Origin of the sequence: Arthrobacter sp. Bi26, from assembly GCF_918697925.1 — a bacterium.
Taxonomy (GTDB): Bacteria; Actinomycetota; Actinomycetes; order Actinomycetales; family Micrococcaceae; genus Arthrobacter.
On the sequence record NZ_CAKKMF010000001.1, the window covers coordinates 111,429 to 128,112 of the forward strand.

The window sequence follows — 16,684 nt, forward strand, 5'->3', positions numbered from 1 at the left end:
GCCGGTGCCGTCGTCTGCGCCTGCCGGGCCGGAACCGAAGGCGTCACGCAGAGCAGGCTTTCGGCGTCGGGCACCCCGTCCGGCGGCCCGGTCTGGCGGCCCGGTTTTACGGCAGACGACGGCGACAGGCAGCCCAGAAGACTGCCTGCCGTGACGTGTACTGCCGTGTTCGTGTTCCAGCGGTCGGAACCGCCCTAGTGGGCTGCGGCCGTGGCGACTTCCCTGGCGGCCACTTTCGGGTCCGTGAGTTTCTTGTTCGGCAGGGCGAAGGTGATCAGGAAGGCGATGCCGGTCAGTACGGCGGCCGTGAGCATGACGGCGTCGATCGACTGCGCGAAGCCCTCGGTGATGGGGCGGGTCAGCGTCGGGTTGGCGGTGTGCAACCAGCTGGTGTCGTTCAGCGAATCGTTGCTGGCACCGTTTTTGAAGAACTCGTAGAGCTTGGCGTTGGCAGGGTCTGCCGCCACGGCCGGGTCCTTGAGCACCTTGAGGTAGTCCGCACTCTGCGCGGCGTCCTTCATGCCCGTGGCGATCTTGTCCGCCGCGAGGCTGAAGAGCATCGAGATGAACACCGCCGTGCCCACCGCGCCGCCCATGGAGCGGAAGAACGCGGCGGAGGAGGTGCCCACACCCATGTCCTTCGACGGAACGGAGACCTGCATGGCCAGCGTCAGCGGCTGCATGCAGAAGCCCAGGCCCAGACCGAAGAACACGGCGATGGCGCCCGGTACCCACAGCGGCGTGTCGACGCCGAGGGAAAGGCCCATCACGACGGCGGCCGCGGTCAGGACCGCCGTGCCAAGGATCGGGAAGATCCGGTACGTGCCCGACGCCGAGATGGTCCGGCCGGCCGTGATGGAGCCCGTAAGGATGCCCACCGTGAAGGTGATCATCATGAGGCCGGCCTCCGTGGGCGTCAGGCCCTTGACCAGCTGCAGGTACATGGGAAGCATTGCGATGGCGCCGAACATGCCGATGCCGATGATGAAGTTCAGCAGCGAGGACAGGCCGAACGTCATGTTCTGGAACAGCCGGAGCGGGATCAGCGCGTAGTCGGCGGCATGCCGTTCGGCCAGCAGGAACGCGATGATGCCTACGACGCCCAGGCCGTAGCAGAGGTAGGAGTTGGCGGAGCTCCAGCCCCAGCTGCGTCCCTGTTCGGCGACGAGAAGGAGCGGAACGATCGCCAGCGTGATGGCGGCCGCGCCCCAGTAGTCGATCTTCTGCTTCACATGCTTGGCCGGGAGGTGCAGGTACATGAAGACCACCGTCAGGGCGGCCAGGCCGATCGGGATGTTGATCAGGAACACCCAGCGCCAGCCGTCGATTCCGAGGATGGTCTCGGTGCCGGCGAAGGCGCCGCCGATCACGGGGCCCAGGACCGAGGATATGCCGAAGACCGACATGAAGTAGCCCTGGTACTTGGCGCGGTCCTTGAGAGCCACGATGTCGCCGATGATGGTCAGGGCGAGGGCCAGCAGGCCGCCGGCGCCCATGCCCTGGATGCCGCGGGCGATGGCGAGCTCCGTCATGGAGTGGACCGAGCCGGCGTAGAGCGAGCCGACGAGGAAGATCAGGATGGCGATGAGGTACAACGGGCGGCGTCCGAAGATGTCGCTGAGCTTGCCGTAAAGCGGCGTGCTCACCGTGGAGGTGATGAGGTACGCGGTGGTGGCCCAGGCCTGCAGGGAAAGGCCGTCGAGGTCGTTGGCGATCGTGTAGATCGAGGTGGACACGATCGTCTGGTCCAGCGAGGACAGGAACATGCCGAGCATGAGTCCCACCATGACGGTGATGGTCTGACGGTGGGTCAGGACCTCTCCAGCGGCGCGCGCGGAGGTGGCTTTGGACATGACTGCTCCAAGGTGAAGGGTGGGGATCAAGCGGATAGTTGCTTTCAGTAACTATGTTACTGGCTCAAATGTTCCCGCCACTACCTCGCCTGCGAAAAATGTCCCCGGCGAAAAATGACCTCAGAGAAGAAAGTCCTCAGCGTTCGACCAGGATTCCGTCCGGGTCGCACCAGATCATCGCACCGGGGCGGATGGCCACGCCGTCGATCTCCAGGGGCACGTCGATGGCCCCGGCGCCTTCCTTGGCGCTCTTGCGCGGATTGCTGCCCAGCGCCTTGACCCCGAGCGGCAGCCCCGCGATAGCGAGCCGGTCCCGGATGGCGCCGTTGATAACGACGCCGGCCCAGCCGTTTGCGACGGCACTCGCCGCGATCATGTCCCCCATCAACGCCGTGCGGAGGGAGCCGGCGCCGTCGACCACCAGCACGGAGCCGTTGCCGGCAGTGGCCAGCACCGACTTGACCAGCGCGTTGTCCTCGAAGCACCGAATGGTCCGGACCGGCCCGCTGAAGTGCGACCGGCCGCCGAGGGACTGGAACTGCACGGCCAAGGAGCTGAGCTCCTCGCCGCGCTCATCGTAGAGGTCGGCGGTGTTGACGGCGGATGCGTTCACTGGTTCTCCCTGGCTGAAACGTAGACGGCGGATCTTGATCCCCACGATAGTCTGGCCCCAGACAGATCATCAGCCTGAGTCGCCAGTTCCGGGGGGAACCACATGAGCTTGTCCGACCTACCGAGCGCAGCTCCGACGTCGGCGGCGCTTGCCGAGCCGGAACGGCGTGTCCGCCCGGTCTGGACCGCCGGCGTGGTCCTGGTCAACCTGGGCATCAATGCGGCGTTCTTCGGCCCGATCCAGGTGCTGCTCGGCCAACAGGCGGCCGCGTTCAGTGAAGGGGACAAGGAAGCCATCCTCGCCCTTGTGACGGGCGCCGGCGCCGCGGTATCGCTCGTGGCCAACCCCCTCTTCGGCGCCTTCAGCGACCGCACCACCTCCCGGATGGGCCGCCGCGTGCCGTGGGTGCTGTTCGGGGCGGTCCTTGGCGCCGCAGCCCTTATCGCGCTGGCCGGGGCGCCGAACGTCGCCGTCATGACGCTGCTCTGGTGCCTCGTGCAGGCCGGCTGCAACGGTGCCTACGCCGCCATCACCGCCGCCATCCCGGACCGGGTGCCGGTCCCGCAGCGCGGCACGGTGGGCGGACTGGCCGCCATGGGCCAGACGGTCGGGATACTCATCGGCGCGGTGATCGCCGCCGCCGTCACGGGAAACTTCGCCGCCGGATACGTGGTGTGCGCGGTGGCGCTGCTGGCCGGCGTCGTGCTCTATTACTTCAAGAACGACGACATTCCTCTGCCCGCGCAGGCCCGTCCGCGGTTCGGCCTGGCCGGTTTTGTGCGGGGCTTTTGGATATCCCCGGCCCGCCACCCGGATTTTGCCTGGGCCTGGCTGACGCGGCTGCTGGTGAACATCGGCAACCACATGGTCACCCTCTACCTGCTGTTCTTCCTCAACGACGCCGTCCGGGTCCGCGAAACCCAGGGCATCGAGCCCGAGTTTGGCGTCCTGATCCTCACGGGCCTGTATGCGGTCATGGTGATCGTCACCAGCGTGATCGGCGGCCGGGTGAGCGACCGGATGGGCCGACGGAAGCCGCTGGTCATCATCTCCTCCGCAGTGATCGCAGCGGCCTCCCTCATTCTTGCGTTCGCCCCCACCTGGCCGGGCGCGCTGATCGGCGCGTCTGTGCTCGGCATCGGCTTCGGCTGCTATCTCGCGGTGGACTTCGCCCTCATCACCCAAGTGCTGCCCACTGCCCTGAACCGGGGCAAGGACCTGGGCGTCATCAACATCGCCAATTCACTGCCGCAAGTGCTTGCCCCGCTGATCGCGTATCCCTTTGTGGCCCTCTGGGGCGGCTATGTTGCGCTGTATGTCGCGGCCGCCGTAATTGGGCTTCTCGGCGCCGTGTTCGTGGTGAAGATCAAGGGCGTGGACTGAGCCGCGCGTCCCCGCTCAAGGGGCTTCCGGGGCCCCGGCCGACTAGCCGGGCGCCCGGTTTCGTGGCGTATAGTGGACGGGAATTGCCGCGGCAGCGCGGTGGGCGGATCGCGCCCGGCTGCCGAGAAAAACGACCCCCCGGAACGCTGCTGATGCCTGATTTACACTCAGATCTTCCACCGATGGCCCCTCCCCCTACTCTGCCCCGGCAACGGCTCCGGTACGTGCGGATCCTTGACGTTGCCGCGGGGTTTGCCCGCAAGGGCCTGGAATCCGTGGTCCTTTCCGAGGTGGCCGCCAAAGCGGACGTGCCGCTGGGGACGCTGTACCGCTATTTCCCGTCCTCCACCCAGCTGGTCCTGGCGCTATACCGCAAACAATTGGGCGAACTGCTCGCGGCGAGTTCGCCGGAGGCGGGAAAAGTGGCGGCCCAAGCCCTCGCCGGAGTGGTGATGGAGATCTTCCATATGCGCCTGATGCAGCCCGCCGTGGAGCAGGCGCTTAACCGCGCGGTCTACGTCAAGGACACCGACACCACGCGGCTGCTCCGTGAGATCGATGCGACAGCCGAGAAGGCAGTGACGGCAGCGTGCGGCGACGCCGCAGTGGCCCGGGTGCTGCTGCTGACGGTTACGGGACTGGTCCAGGCCGTCCGCTGCCGCCGGCTGTCCCTCTTCGAAGCGGAGGGGGACCTGAAGAAGGCCTGCTCGCTTCTGCAGCGAACCCCGCAAGCCGCGTAACCGGTCTAGACCATTGACCCGAAAAAGTCCCTCTTGCGCGTGATGTGGGTCACTTAAAGCTGTGGGGAAACGTTTCACCACGGCGCATCACGTCTGCCGCGCGGCGTAACCGGCACGATGCCTTGTTTACGATTGCTGGACCGGATTCGGCTGACGCCAGCAAATCGGGGGGCTCCACCGGCGACCGCCACCTCTGGTCGCCGCCGCCCCAGCCAGACCAACTTGAGCACCCCTGCTTGAGCTTCCATGAGCCGTGCGCCCACGGTGAGTCCCAGGAGACAACGACGTGTCCACTGAAACGATCATTCCCGCCGATTCCACTTCCCCGGCTGAGGCAGTAGCCGTGCTCAGCGACGAGGAAATCTTCGCATCCCACGAGGGCGGCAAGCTTTCGATTTCCAGCACCGTCCCGCTCGCCAGCAAGCGCGATCTCTCCATTGCCTACACGCCCGGCGTCGCCCAGGTCAGCCGCGCCATCCACGCCAACCCGGAGCTCGCCAAGACGCTCACGTGGGCCCAGCGCCTTGTGGTGGTGGTCAGCGACGGCACGGCCGTGCTGGGTCTGGGCAACATCGGCGCCAGCGCCTCGCTGCCCGTGATGGAGGGCAAGTCCGCGCTCTTCAAGGCCTTCGGAGAACTCGACTCCATCCCGCTGGTCCTCAACACCACCGACGTCGATGAAATCATCGAGACACTTGTCCGGCTCCGCCCCAGCTTCGGCGCCGTCAACCTCGAGGACATCGCCGCGCCCCGCTGCTTCGAACTCGAGGAAAAACTCATCAAGGCACTGGACTGCCCGGTCATGCACGATGACCAGCACGGCACCGCCGTCGTGGTCCTCGCCGCCCTGACCAATGCCGCCAAGGTGACAGGTAGGACGCTCGACAGCCTGCGCGTGGTGGTCTCCGGTGCCGGGGCGGCCGGGATCGCCGTCGCCGAAATCCTGCTGACGGCCGGGATCGGCGACGTCGTCCTCCTGGACTCCCGCGGCACGATCAGCAAGGACCGCGCGGACATCGCCGCCGATCCGGCAAGCAAGAAGGCCCAGCTCGCAGCCCGCAGCAACCCGCGCGGAGTGGTCGGCGGTCCGGGTGAGGCGCTGCTCGGGGCCGACGTGTTCGTCGGTGTCTCCTCCGCAAAGCTGGACGAAGAGCACTTGAAGCTGATGAACCACAGCTCGATCGTGTTCGCCCTGTCCAACCCGGACCCGGAGGTCCTGCCGGAGGTCGCGAGCAAGTACGCGGCTGTGGTCGCCACCGGGCGCAGCGACTTCCCGAACCAGATCAACAACGTCCTGGCGTTCCCCGGCATTTTCCGCGGCGCCCTCGACGCCGGCGCCCGCCGGATCACGCCGGCCATGAAGCTCGCCGCGGCCCGGGCCATCGCAGAACTGGCCGAGGACGACCTTTCCGCGGACTACATCGTGCCCAGCCCGCTGGATCCGCGCGTGGCCCCCGCCGTCTCCGCTGCAGTCGCCGCGGCGGTCGAAGCCGAGTAGATCCGCACACTGCGGCCCACACGGTGACGGCGGCGCTGCCCTTGGTGGAGCGCCGCCGTTGGCGAACCTGGTGGGTCCGTTCCCCGCCTAGACTGGGCAAATGAACCCCGAGACTCTGGTGACTGTGCTCTGCGGCCTCGCCATCCTGGTGGGCGTGGCCGGGACCATCATTCCCGTCCTGCCCGGCAGCATCCTGATCGGGGCGAGCCTGCTGGCCTGGGCACTGTGGGGCGGCGCCGGAACCACCGGCTGGGTGGTCTTTGGGATCGGACTGGTGTTCGTCCTGGCCGGCATGGCCGCCAGCGCCGTCCTGACCGGCCGGAAGCTAAAAGAGCACAGCATCCCCAGCCGTTCCGTGGTGGTGGGCCTGGTGCTGGGCGTGGCCGGCATGTTCATCATCCCCGTGGTGGGGCTCTTCGTGGGCTTCGCCGCCGGACTCCTGCTCAGCGAGCTGCAGCGCACCCGCGTGTTCGGCACGGCGGTGGCCTCGAGCTGGGCCGCGCTGAAGGCCACGGGCTTTGGCATGATCGTGGAATTCGGCCTCGCGTGCCTCGCCGCGAGCACTTGGGTGATCGGCCTCTGGGTGGCTGCGGCCGCCTAGCAGCGGCCCGCCGGAGCCTACTACCATGGGGGCATGAGCGCCAGACCTGGCGAATCCGCCCCCCGCATTCCCGACGGCCGCATTCCCATCGGCCAAATTCCCGACGACCAAATTCCCGACCACCAGCGGAGGCCGTACACGGACACCCGCGACCTGACGCCCTTCCGCAAGGCAGTGGTCCGGACGCCCGTCCGCGGCCTGGCCGGCAACGTGGGCTCAGTGGTGACCGGACTCATGGCGGGCCGGGCCCCAGGGACGCTGGCCGCCGAGGGTGGGGTGCCCCGCCTGGGCAGGGTGGGAGGCCGGGCGTCCGCCAAGAGACTGAAAGCCGTGCACTCCGCCGTCTTCGGCAGCACCGATCCGGACCGCCTGATCACCCTGGCCCGCGCCTACCCCGGCTGGGCCGGAGTCTGTTACCTCATGGCCGGGCTGCTGGCGTACTCCCACGGCGGGCATCTGCGCGCGTCCGAGCTGCTGCAGCATGGCCTGAGCCTGCGGAACGACGAGGACGCCAACCGCTATGCCGCCGCGTACCTGGCCGGCGTCGTCACGAGGGTGGAGGTGGCGGAGCGGATCGAGGTTCCGGTGCTCTTCAGCGAGGAGGCCGTGTTCCTGGCCCTGTCACATTCACTGCGCGAGACCGGCCAGGCGGAGGCGGCGCTTGCGGCACTTGCCGGCCTGCCGCCGTCGCTGCCGCTGGCCCTGGCCCGCTGTTCTCTTGAGGCTGAGCTGGGACGCGACGTTGACGTAGTGGCGGAGACCGAGGGGCTGCTGAACGCGGACGATCTGGCCGCCGCGCTGCTGCTGGTCCGCGCGCGTTCCCTGCGCAGGCTCGGAGCCTACACCGCTTCCCGTTCAGCCCTGCAGGAAGTCCTGCGGCGCAGGAAGACAGACTTCACCCTCCGCAGTGACGCGCTGACGGACACTGCCCTGCTCCTCCTGGACGCGGGCCGCAAAACCCTCGGGTCCCGGGAATGGCAGCGCCACAAACCGGCTCAGCTGGAGGCCGTGAAGGCCATCCGCAAGGACGCGGAAATGCACGAACTCTGGGACCGCGAATACGGTCGCACTGACGACCACTGACAATGTTCCGCGCCCGATCGTGGCCAAATACACGTATCGACTACTCTTGCGGGCCCCTTTGGCGGGGAGTACAACCGAGGCATGAGAGATGCGGTGGAGCGCTGGATGCAGCACTACATCACGGCGTGGACGACGAACGATCCCGAGGACATCCGGGCCCTGTTCACCGAGGATGCCGTCTATGCAACCAGCCCCCAGGAAGCCGAACCGTGGCGGGGCCGGGACGATATTGTCGAGCACTGGCTTGCCGGGCGCGATGAGCCGGATGACTGGACGTTTGAGTGGAAGCTGCTGGGGGTCGACGGCGGCCGGGCGTTCGTGCAGGGCCTGACAACCTACCGGGGCAACAGCCGAAGCTACGACAACCTGTGGGTCATCCAGTTGACCGCGGACGGCCGCGCGTCGTCCTTCACCGAGTGGTACATGCAGCGCAAGTAGCCGGGATTCCTGCCGTCACGCTCGGTTCATGGCTGCGCTGACGGCGGGCACGATCTGTTCGCCGAGCAGCAGGGCGCCCAGGATCAGCATGATGATTCCGCTGGCCAGCGTCACCTGGCGTGCTGCGCCCGGCCTGGCCTGCAGCAATTTCCGCGCCAGGAGTGCCACGCAGCTGTAGATGACGCCCACGAGCAGGACGAAAGTCAGCCCGAGAAGCCCCGACTGGACCGGAACCGGCAACGCGGCGTCAGGGCTGACGAACTGCGGCACCAAGGCCACGAAGAACAACAGGCCCTTGGGATTGATCCCGCTGATGCCCATGCCCTGGAGGAAGATCCGGAACTGGCTCGCCGGCGCGGCCGCACCGGAGGCAGCCGTGCCGGTGCTGAAGCTGGCGCCACGCCAGGACCGTAGGGTGCTGAAGCCCAGCCAGAGCAGGTAGAGGGCGCCCGCGGCCGTCAGCCAGCCGAGCACGCCGGGCATCCCGGCCAGCAATGCCGCCAGTCCCAGCACCAGGAGCGCCGTGTGGACGGCGTAGCCGCCGCAGAGCCCGGCGACGGCGGGCGCGAAGCTGCGCTGCCTGAGCCCGGCCGCGATCGAATAGGCCCAGTCGACGCCGGGGGTGCATGCCAGTGCGACGGCGACAACCAGGAAGGCGAGGAAAAGCTGGGGGTTCATGGCGGGCTCCAGGGGTGCGGCACCTCGTAGCGGGTACAAGGAAAACTCTAGGCAATTTTGGCCCGGAAGTGTTCGCGTATTTACTGAAGAATCGCGGCTCTTGGGTAAGATAATTGCGTGATTGACAACATTGACAGAAGTATTTTGCGTTACCTCCAATCGGATGGCCGAATGACTGCCACGGCCCTGGCGGCCAAGGTCGGGCTGACCGTGGCGCCGTGCCATCGCCGGCTGCGGGATCTGGAGGCCTCCGGGATCATCCGGGGCTACCGGGCGGACATTGATCCGGCCGCCGTGGGGCTCGGCTTCGAGGCGATCGTGTTCGTGACCCTGCGGCAGGTGGACCGTTCCACGATGGAGATCTTCGAGAACCGGGTGGCCGACAATCCCAACATCGTGGAGGCCCAGCGGCTCTTCGGATCACCGGACTACCTGCTCAAGGTCATAGCGGAGGACCTCCCGTCTTACCAGCGTTTCTACGACAGCGAACTGACCTCACTGCCCGGCGTCGAACGCCTGACGTCAACGCTGGTCATGAAGAACCTGAAGGCCAACGCCGGGCCGCCGGTCTAAACCAAGACTGGTAGGCCGGGGGCGCCGGCCCCGACGAGGCGTTCAGGCGCCGAGTAGTCCCGTGGTCCGGTAGGGAATAACCTCGCGCAGGAACATGCTCGTTGAGGTCCGGACGATCCCGGGGCACAACCGGATTTCCTCGGACACGCGGTAGAGATCGTCCGGGCTCTTGGCCACCACCCGGATCAGGAGATCGGTGTCGCCGGCCGGGGCGTGGCATTCGAGCACTTCCGGGATATTGCGCAGGGCAGCGATCGCCTCGTTGAGGTGGCTCTGATCCAGTTCCGCGCTCACCGCGGCCGCCACGCCCCGGCCCAGGGCGGACGGCAGCACCCGGCTGCTGTTCGGACGGAGCGCGCCCGACGCCGACATCCGCTCCAGGCGGGACTGGACCGTTCCGCGGGCCAAGCCCAGCTTCTGCGCCAGCACCATGACCGGCACGCGGGGATCGTCGTCCAGCGCGGCGAGGATCCGCCGGTCCGTCGCGTCGAGTTCCTGCAAAATGACCACTTCCTGTTCACTGTCCCGGGCGCAGTTGATCAGATTGGCTACTCCGGCGCCGGTCCGTTGCACCAACTGTAGGGCTTCTGCTCAAATGGTGACAACAAAGGGAACGAGACCACCGCCACGATCCCGAAGGCTACGGACACCCCGGCACACCACCCGGACCCCGGATGAGGCTCCCGCAAGGAACCCGCCGCTGACTGACTCTTGTTCACGCATCGTCACTCCGCACAACGCACCACCACGCGGCAAGAGCCCCTGAGCCACCGACGTCGGATTTCCCGAAGTCATCGGTAGCTGAGGGGCTCTTGTGCTGTTCCGCATAGGCTTGTCCCATGACCTCAGCTGGCCGCTTCGCCCCCAGTCCCTCCGGCGAACTGCACGTGGGCAACCTCCGGACGGCCATCCTGGCGTGGCTCTTCGCCCGGTCCTCGGGGCGGCGGTTCCTGATGCGCGTGGAGGACCTGGACCGTGCCCGGGCCGGCGCCGAGGCCGAGCAGCTCCGCGACCTTGCGGCGGTCGGCGTGAGCTGGGACGGCGGCGTTGTGCGCCAGACGGACCGCGAGCACCTGTATGCCGAGGCGATCGCGCAGCTGACGGCGGCCGGTCTGACCTACGAGTGCTTTTGCACCCGCCGCGAAATCCAGGAAGCACCGTCCGCGCCGCACGCTCCGCTGGGCGCCTACCCGGGGACGTGCCGGAACCTCACCGGCGCCGAACGGGAGGCCAAACGGGCCGCCCGGCCGCCGGCTGTCCGGCTCCGTTCCGCCGTCGCTGAGGTGACTGTGCGGGACATGCTCCACGGCAATTACACGGGGGTGGTTGACGATTTCGTGCTCCGGCGTAACGACGGCGTGACCGCCTACAACCTGGCCGTGGTGGTGGACGATGCCGCCCAGGGCATCGACCAGGTGGTCCGCGGCGACGATCTGCTGCCGTCCACGCCGCGGCAGGCGTATTTGGCGTCGCTTTTGAATATGCCTGTTCCGGAATATGCGCACGTGCCGCTGGTACTGAACGCCGACGGCGCCCGGCTGGCCAAGCGCGACGGCGCCGTCACCCTCGCCGACCTCGCGCTGGCCGGCGTGACCGCGGACCAGGTCCGGGACACGCTGCTGGCATCCGTCGGCCTCCCGCCCGGCCCACTGGAACATGCGCTGGCCGTCTTCGACCCGGCCGCCCTGCCACGCGAACCCTGGGTGTGGCCCGGCATGCCGGGAGCGCATCCGGGAACACGTCCGGGAACCGGCATCGGGGCCCGGACGGACAGCCGCGGCGCGTAGGCTGGATTCATGACCGAGCCCGCACACCCCCAGCCCCGCTTCACTGTCGAGACAGCCAAGGTCCTGGCCGAGGTGGCCCACAACCGGCAGAAGGACAAGCTCAAGCGGCCCTATCGGGATCATGTGCTCGCCGTCGGGGATGCCCTGGCGGACTTCGACGACGACATCCGGATCGCCGGTTACCTCCACGACATCGCCGAGGACACCCCTGTGACACGGCAGGCACTGCTGGACATGGGTGTCTCCGAGCGCGCCGTGGACATCATCGAACGGGTCACGAAGCGCCTGCATGAGAACCCGGACGACTACCAGGCCGGCATCCGGTACATCGCCGAGGACCACGACGCCACGCTGGTGAAGATTGCCGACAACGCGCACAATTCGCTGCCCGAACGGGTCAAGGCGCTGGCCGAAAAGTGGCCGGACAAGCCCCCGGTCACCCGCTACGACGACGCCCGGCCGGTGCTCTACGCCGCCGTCCCTGTCGAGGAAACCCGGAAAATCCTGGCCCGAATCAATCCGTGGCTGCTGAAGGAACTCGACGACATGCTCGACGAGGCGGACGACACCGACTACGAAAACCTCTCCTACGACGGCCCGGCAGCAGTCACAGGCGAGGCCGGGCACACGGGCGCGGCCGGCTAGCGGATGCCGTCCCAGAGGGCGCGTTCCCAGGACCGGGGGTCATTCACCACGCCCTGAGCAACGTCGAAACGCATAGTGACCCTGCTGGCGGGTTCGTATTCCGGCCAACCGGGGTCGCCGGTGGTGGCGAAGGACACCCAGGCGGCGTGCATGGCATCGGCCAGTTCCTGCGGGGGATTCTCGCCCAGGAGCGGCCCGAACAGCCGGGCGTGTGTGTCCAGGGTGTCAAAAACAAACGGCACCTCCACGGCATGGACCGCGCCGAGGCGCGGCGCGGCCCAGGCGAACTCGTACATGTAAGTTCCCGCGCCGGCGCGCGCCGCGTTCGCGTGAGCCTCGGCCAGGCGGATCGCCGGGATCCGTACCCACCAGTCAGTCTGCACCGCGGCCAGAAGTTCGCCGGGGGCGGCGCCGGGGTAATGGGCGCGATACGCCTCAAGCGCAGCCTGGACCGGGAGACCGTAGGCGGCGGGCGGGGGGAACCCTTCAATGTTGTCCGCTCCGCCCAGGCTCTCTTCCGTAACCCTGGCGAGCACGCCGGTGATGGCCAGGAAGAGTTTCCAGTCCTCGGTGTTCGTTCCTACGATTATGTCGACGTGCGCGCCGGCCCCGGCAGCGATCCGGTCGATCGGACGGCGCGGAATGACGTCTCCGTCGATCACCGGCTGCCACGGCATCAGGCTTGCCACCACGTCGTGGCCCCAATGCTCGGGGTCCGGGTGCGCCAGCAGTTCAGCCTTGAGCTCCCTCTGCGCCGTCAGGAGCCGTTTGACTGGGACGGCGGCAATGGCCTCGCGGGTCTGCGGAACCCCGAGTTTCTCGGCGAGGGACCGTCCGATCCGTTCGGCGGCCGGGGAGGGGAGCACATGGTGGGCTGCCCCGCTCTGCAGGATGGCCCGCTGGAACAGGCCCTCGGCCCGGGGAATGGAGAGAAGGACGCCGATGCTCATCGCTCCTGCCGACTCGCCAAAGACAGTTACGTTTCCGGGGTCGCCGCCGAAGTCCGCGATGTTGTCCCGAACCCACTCAAGGGCCGCAATCTGATCGAGCAGGCCCACGTTGGCGTGCCCATCGTCGAGGTAAAGGAACCCGTCGGCGCCCACGCGCCAGTTGATCACGACGCACACGACTCCGTCGCGGGCGAAGTTCCGGCCGTCATAGGCCGCCGTTGATCCGAATTCGAACGCGCCGCCCTGGATCCAAACCATCACGGGCAGCCCGGCCGCGCCGGCACTGGCAGTCCAGATGTTCAGGTTCAGGCAGTCGCCTCCGCTGAGGCCGGTGTCCCAGTCGAAACCCGCGCTGACGGGCGGAGCAACCTGGGGAGGCGAATCCCCGTAGCCCGTGGCGTCCCGGACGCCGGTCCACGGCTCCACCGGCTGCGGCGGGAGGAGCCTGTTCGCCCCGGTCGGCGGTGCCGCGAAGGGGACGCCCAGGAAGGTGCGGACGCCGTCGGCCTCCGCACCGCGCAGCGTGCCGTGCACGGTTTTGACGACAGCGTCCATGGCCATAACCGCCACTCTGGCAGGTCCCGGTTGCGCCGGAAAAGGGCCGAAGGTCACCGCCTGGACAGCTGTGGCCCGGCCTGGAGCACGGGGCGCCGGGCCCGCCAGACAAGCCCGATGTACGCCAGATCAAAGACGCTGCACAACAGGCCGAGGCCCAGGATCAGCGCCGAGTTCCCCAGCCAGCCGAACGCCACCGTGGGAGCCAGCGTGCCGATCCACTTGGCCACTGCGATCAGCAGGGTCTGCCCCCGGGTGCCGCCGCGGGCGGCGAACATCGCGATGAACAGCCCGGACATCAGCAGGTTCTGCAGGAAGGCCGCATAGCGGGCCGCGTGGTCCCAGCCGAACTCGGCGACGAACAGCAGCTGCACGGCGAAGGACGTGACGCCCAGCAGGAGCGCCCAACCGATGAAGAGCCGCCGGGTCACCCAAGCCGGAAGCTCGGAGCGGCCGAACTTCAGGAAGGTGTACACAATCACGACGTCGGCGAGTCCCCACGCGATGTTGAAGACACCCTGCGCGGTAATTCCGGTCGCGATGGAGCGGGCGGCGTAAATGGCCTCCCAAGAGAAATTCAGCGCCAGCGCGGCGGCCGGGATCGCGTAGCTCCTGTCCCTGAAGCCGATCCGGATGGCATCGACGTAGACCACGGTCCAGGCCAGGCCGCTCACAATCGTCAGAAACAGAATCACGGTCCCCTCCTCTGATGCATGGGCGCCAACGCGTGCCGACACAGCGAGCTTATCGATGGCCGGCAGATGCCGCTCAGCGGAGGGCCAAGGAGCAGCTGACAGCCCCCGCTGCAGCGTGGCCGCAACCTATGAAGTTCTAGGATTGCGGCCAGGACGAAGACGTCTGTTTTCCATGAGGAGTAACCATGACTGTTTATGTCCAGCCAGGCCAAGAAGGATCCAAGGTCCAGTTCAAGGACCGCTACGAGAACTGGATCGGCGGCGAATGGGTGGTTCCTACCACCGGCCAGTACATCGAGAACGTCTCCCCGGTGAACGGCAAGCAATTCACTGAGGTTGCCCGAGGCGCAGCCGCGGACGTTGAGTTGGCGCTTGATGCCGCCCATAGAGCCGCTCCGTCGTGGGGCAAGGCCTCGGCTACCGAGCGCGCGGCCGTCCTGAACAAGATCGCCGACCGCATCGATGCGAACACCGAGATGCTCGCCGTCGCCGAATCCTGGGATAACGGCAAGCCGATCCGCGAAACCCTCAACGCGGACATCCCGCTCGCGGCGGATCACTTCCGCTACTTCGCCTCCGCCATCCGGGCCCAGGAGGGCAGACTGTCCCAGCTCGACGACGACACCACCGCCTACCACTTCCACGAGCCGCTCGGCGTCGTGGGCCAGATCATTCCCTGGAACTTCCCCATTCTCATGGCGGTCTGGAAAATGGCTCCGGCCCTCGCCGCGGGCAACGCCGTCGTCCTCAAGCCCGCGTCCAACACCCCGGCCTCCATCCTGGTGCTGGCCGAACTCATCGCGGACCTGCTGCCCGCCGGCCTGCTGAACATCGTCAACGGCTTCGGCTCGGAGGTCGGCAAGCCGCTGGCCTCCAGCCCGCGTATCCGCAAGATCGCCTTCACCGGCGAAACCTCCACCGGACGACTGATCAGCCAGTACGCCAGCGCAAACCTGATCCCGGTCACCCTCGAGCTCGGCGGCAAGAGCCCCAACATCTTCTTCAACGACGTCGCCGACACCAACGATGCCTTCTACGACAAGGCATTGGAGGGCTTCACTCTGTATGCCTTCAACCAGGGCGAAGTCTGCAGCAGCCCATCACGCGCCCTCGTCCAGGACGGCATTTACGATTCCTTCATGGCCGACGCCGTGGCCCGGACGCAGCAGATCATCCAGGGCAACCCGCTGGACACCACAACCCAGATCGGGGCTCAGGCGTCCGTAGGCCAGATGGAGAAGATCCTCTCCTACATCGACATCGGGCTCCAGGAAGGCGCCAACATCCTCGCCGGCGGGAACCAGACGGAGCTCGACGGAGACTTGGCCGGTGGCTTCTACGTCCAGCCGACCATCTTCGAGGGCAACAACAAGATGCGGATCTTCCAGGAGGAAATCTTCGGTCCTGTCGTCTCAGTGGCGCGGTTCAGCGACTACAACGACGCCATCAGCATCGCCAACGACACCCTGTACGGCCTCGGTGCCGGCGTCTGGTCCCGCAACGGCAACGTCGCCTACCGCGCCGGGCGGGAAATCCAGGCCGGCCGCGTGTGGGTCAACAACTACCACGCCTACCCGGCCGGGGCCGCGTTCGGCGGGTACAAGTCCTCCGGCATCGGACGGGAAAACCACTCGATGATGCTGGACCACTACCAGCAGACCAAGAACCTGCTGGTCAGCCACTCAGAAAACAAGCTCGGCTTCTTCTAAAGCCGATCAAGGGCCCGCCGCCACAGCGGCGGGTCCTTGACGCACCCTTTCAACGACGGCACCACGAAGGACACACAAATGACGAGAATGTTGATTATTGGCCCGCCCGGATCCGGCAAAGGCACCCAGGCGCAACGGATTTCCGAGCGCCTCGACGTCGTTGCGATCTCCACCGGCGACATCTTCCGAGCCAACGTCAAAGGCGGAACACCGCTGGGGCTGGAAGCAAAGAAGTACATCGACAACGGCGACTTCGTCCCGGACAGCGTGACCAACAAGATGGTGCGGGACAGACTGCTGCAGGAAGACGCCACGTCAGGCTTCCTCCTGGACGGCTACCCGCGCACCACGTGCCAGGTTGACGAGCTGGACGACATTCTGGCGTCCGGCGACCAGGTTCTTGACGTCGTCTTGCAGTTGACTGCCGACGACGAGGAACTGGTCTCCCGCCTCCTGCACCGTGCCAAGGAAACCGGGCGGAGCGACGACAACGAGGCCGTGATCCGCCACCGGCTGGACCTGTACCACGGGCAGACGGAAGCTGTGGTGGCGAAGTATGCCGAGCGCGGCATACTGGCCAAGGTTGACGGCATGGGCGGGATCGACGACGTCACGGACGGGGTGATGCGCAGCCTGGAACATCCCGTCAAAGCCTCCGCCGCAAGCGGACGCTAGCACGTACGACGACGACGGCGCCGCCCACCAAAAGTGGGCGGCGCCTTCGTCGGGCGTGCGCGGCGTTGCGCGCTTATTTCTTCAGGGATTGGGCGATCTGGGCCATGACTGTGTTGTCCGCCAGGGTGGTCGCGTCGCCGACCTCGCGGCCTTCCGCGACGTCCTTGAGCAGGCGGCGCATGATCTTCCCGGACCGGGTCTTGGGCAG

General features: G+C 67.1%; 17 protein-coding genes. 11 read left to right on the plus strand and 6 right to left on the minus strand.

Annotation, left to right across the window (positions count from 1 at the left end; genetic code table 11):
• Positions 1 to 194: 194 nt before the first annotated feature.
• A complete protein-coding gene (locus LQV16_RS00530) occupies positions 195 to 1,853 on the minus strand; it encodes an MDR family MFS transporter (protein ID WP_229991975.1) in 1,659 nt (552 codons plus the stop codon).
• 136 nt (positions 1,854 to 1,989) lie between these two features.
• The gene (gene rraA, locus LQV16_RS00535) at positions 1,990 to 2,466 is read right to left on the minus strand and encodes a ribonuclease E activity regulator RraA (RefSeq protein WP_229991976.1); all 477 of its coding nucleotides are present in this window, start codon (positions 2,464 to 2,466) and stop codon (positions 1,990 to 1,992) included.
• Between the two features lie 102 nt (positions 2,467 to 2,568).
• Between rraA and LQV16_RS00540 the strand changes: the two genes are divergently transcribed.
• From LQV16_RS00540 to LQV16_RS00565, 6 genes are all read left to right on the plus strand, one after another.
• Positions 2,569 to 3,849, plus strand: a complete 1,281-nt coding sequence (locus LQV16_RS00540; RefSeq protein ID WP_229991977.1) for an MFS transporter — start codon at positions 2,569 to 2,571, stop codon at positions 3,847 to 3,849.
• Between the two features lie 152 nt (positions 3,850 to 4,001).
• Complete coding sequence (locus tag LQV16_RS00545) at positions 4,002 to 4,589, plus strand: TetR/AcrR family transcriptional regulator (RefSeq protein ID WP_229991978.1); 588 nt, start codon at positions 4,002 to 4,004, stop codon at positions 4,587 to 4,589.
• A 286-nt stretch (positions 4,590 to 4,875) separates the two neighbouring features.
• Positions 4,876 to 6,087, plus strand: coding sequence for an NADP-dependent malic enzyme (locus tag LQV16_RS00550; protein WP_229991979.1), 1,212 nt, complete (start codon positions 4,876 to 4,878; stop codon positions 6,085 to 6,087).
• Positions 6,088 to 6,187: 100 nt separating this feature from the next.
• Positions 6,188 to 6,688 (plus strand): DUF456 domain-containing protein, encoded by a 501-nt coding sequence (locus tag LQV16_RS00555; RefSeq protein ID WP_229991980.1) that lies wholly within the window; start codon positions 6,188 to 6,190, stop codon positions 6,686 to 6,688.
• Positions 6,689 to 6,721: 33 nt separating this feature from the next.
• Positions 6,722 to 7,771 (plus strand): hypothetical protein, encoded by a 1,050-nt coding sequence (locus LQV16_RS00560; protein ID WP_229991981.1) that lies wholly within the window; start codon positions 6,722 to 6,724, stop codon positions 7,769 to 7,771.
• 81 nt (positions 7,772 to 7,852) lie between these two features.
• Complete coding sequence (locus LQV16_RS00565; protein ID WP_229991982.1) at positions 7,853 to 8,209, plus strand: nuclear transport factor 2 family protein; 357 nt, start codon at positions 7,853 to 7,855, stop codon at positions 8,207 to 8,209.
• 15 nt (positions 8,210 to 8,224) lie between these two features.
• On the opposite strand, the gene LQV16_RS00570 is transcribed toward LQV16_RS00565, so the two are convergent.
• The gene (locus LQV16_RS00570; RefSeq protein ID WP_229991983.1) at positions 8,225 to 8,887 is read right to left on the minus strand and encodes a LysE family translocator; all 663 of its coding nucleotides are present in this window, start codon (positions 8,885 to 8,887) and stop codon (positions 8,225 to 8,227) included.
• Between the two features lie 117 nt (positions 8,888 to 9,004).
• Here LQV16_RS00570 and LQV16_RS00575 point away from each other — a divergent pair, with 117 nt between their 5' ends.
• Positions 9,005 to 9,460: an Lrp/AsnC family transcriptional regulator gene (locus tag LQV16_RS00575; RefSeq protein WP_229991984.1), complete on the plus strand. Its 456-nt coding sequence runs from the start codon at positions 9,005 to 9,007 to the stop codon at positions 9,458 to 9,460.
• 42 nt (positions 9,461 to 9,502) lie between these two features.
• Here the strand turns inward: LQV16_RS00575 and LQV16_RS00580 are convergent, their stop codons facing one another.
• Positions 9,503 to 9,961: an Lrp/AsnC family transcriptional regulator gene (locus tag LQV16_RS00580; protein WP_026266767.1), complete on the minus strand. Its 459-nt coding sequence runs from the start codon at positions 9,959 to 9,961 to the stop codon at positions 9,503 to 9,505.
• A gap of 338 nt (positions 9,962 to 10,299) precedes the next feature.
• On the opposite strand from LQV16_RS00580, the gene gluQRS reads away from it, so the two are divergent.
• Both gluQRS and LQV16_RS00590 read left to right on the plus strand, forming a co-directional pair.
• The gene (gene gluQRS, locus LQV16_RS00585) at positions 10,300 to 11,247 is read left to right on the plus strand and encodes a tRNA glutamyl-Q(34) synthetase GluQRS (protein ID WP_229991985.1); all 948 of its coding nucleotides are present in this window, start codon (positions 10,300 to 10,302) and stop codon (positions 11,245 to 11,247) included.
• 9 nt (positions 11,248 to 11,256) lie between these two features.
• Entirely contained in the window at positions 11,257 to 11,892 is a 636-nt protein-coding gene (locus tag LQV16_RS00590) for an HD domain-containing protein (protein WP_229991986.1), read from the plus strand.
• Here the strand turns inward: LQV16_RS00590 and LQV16_RS00595 are convergent.
• Positions 11,889 to 13,403, minus strand: a complete 1,515-nt coding sequence (locus LQV16_RS00595) for a carboxylesterase family protein (RefSeq protein WP_229991987.1) — start codon at positions 13,401 to 13,403, stop codon at positions 11,889 to 11,891. The genes LQV16_RS00590 and LQV16_RS00595 overlap by 4 nt on opposite strands.
• A 47-nt stretch (positions 13,404 to 13,450) precedes the next feature.
• On the minus strand, positions 13,451 to 14,092 hold the full coding sequence (locus LQV16_RS00600; RefSeq protein WP_229991988.1) for a hypothetical protein: 642 nt from the start codon (positions 14,090 to 14,092) through the stop codon (positions 13,451 to 13,453).
• A 185-nt stretch (positions 14,093 to 14,277) separates the two neighbouring features.
• On the opposite strand from LQV16_RS00600, the gene LQV16_RS00605 reads away from it, so the two are divergent.
• Both LQV16_RS00605 and LQV16_RS00610 read left to right on the plus strand, forming a co-directional pair.
• Positions 14,278 to 15,801 (plus strand): aldehyde dehydrogenase family protein, encoded by a 1,524-nt coding sequence (locus LQV16_RS00605; protein ID WP_229991989.1) that lies wholly within the window; start codon positions 14,278 to 14,280, stop codon positions 15,799 to 15,801.
• Between the two features lie 87 nt (positions 15,802 to 15,888).
• Positions 15,889 to 16,476, plus strand: a complete 588-nt coding sequence (locus LQV16_RS00610; RefSeq protein WP_229991993.1) for an adenylate kinase — start codon at positions 15,889 to 15,891, stop codon at positions 16,474 to 16,476.
• Positions 16,477 to 16,684: the final 208 nt, after the last annotated feature.

Coding starts and splice junctions, on each gene's coding strand:
- LQV16_RS00555 (WP_229991980.1), top strand. CDS start 6,188: ATGAACCCCGAGACTCTGGTGACTGTGCTCTGCGGCCTCGCCATCCTG.
- LQV16_RS00530 (WP_229991975.1), bottom strand. CDS start 1,853: ATGTCCAAAGCCACCTCCGCGCGCGCCGCTGGAGAGGTCCTGACCCAC.
- LQV16_RS00605 (WP_229991989.1), top strand. CDS start 14,278: ATGACTGTTTATGTCCAGCCAGGCCAAGAAGGATCCAAGGTCCAGTTC.
- gluQRS (WP_229991985.1), top strand. CDS start 10,300: ATGACCTCAGCTGGCCGCTTCGCCCCCAGTCCCTCCGGCGAACTGCAC.
- LQV16_RS00610 (WP_229991993.1), top strand. CDS start 15,889: ATGTTGATTATTGGCCCGCCCGGATCCGGCAAAGGCACCCAGGCGCAA.
- LQV16_RS00570 (WP_229991983.1), bottom strand. CDS start 8,887: ATGAACCCCCAGCTTTTCCTCGCCTTCCTGGTTGTCGCCGTCGCACTG.
- LQV16_RS00565 (WP_229991982.1), top strand. CDS start 7,853: ATGAGAGATGCGGTGGAGCGCTGGATGCAGCACTACATCACGGCGTGG.
- LQV16_RS00540 (WP_229991977.1), top strand. CDS start 2,569: ATGAGCTTGTCCGACCTACCGAGCGCAGCTCCGACGTCGGCGGCGCTT.
- LQV16_RS00590 (WP_229991986.1), top strand. CDS start 11,257: ATGACCGAGCCCGCACACCCCCAGCCCCGCTTCACTGTCGAGACAGCC.
- LQV16_RS00560 (WP_229991981.1), top strand. CDS start 6,722: ATGAGCGCCAGACCTGGCGAATCCGCCCCCCGCATTCCCGACGGCCGC.
- LQV16_RS00545 (WP_229991978.1), top strand. CDS start 4,002: ATGCCTGATTTACACTCAGATCTTCCACCGATGGCCCCTCCCCCTACT.
- LQV16_RS00595 (WP_229991987.1), bottom strand. CDS start 13,403: ATGGCCATGGACGCTGTCGTCAAAACCGTGCACGGCACGCTGCGCGGT.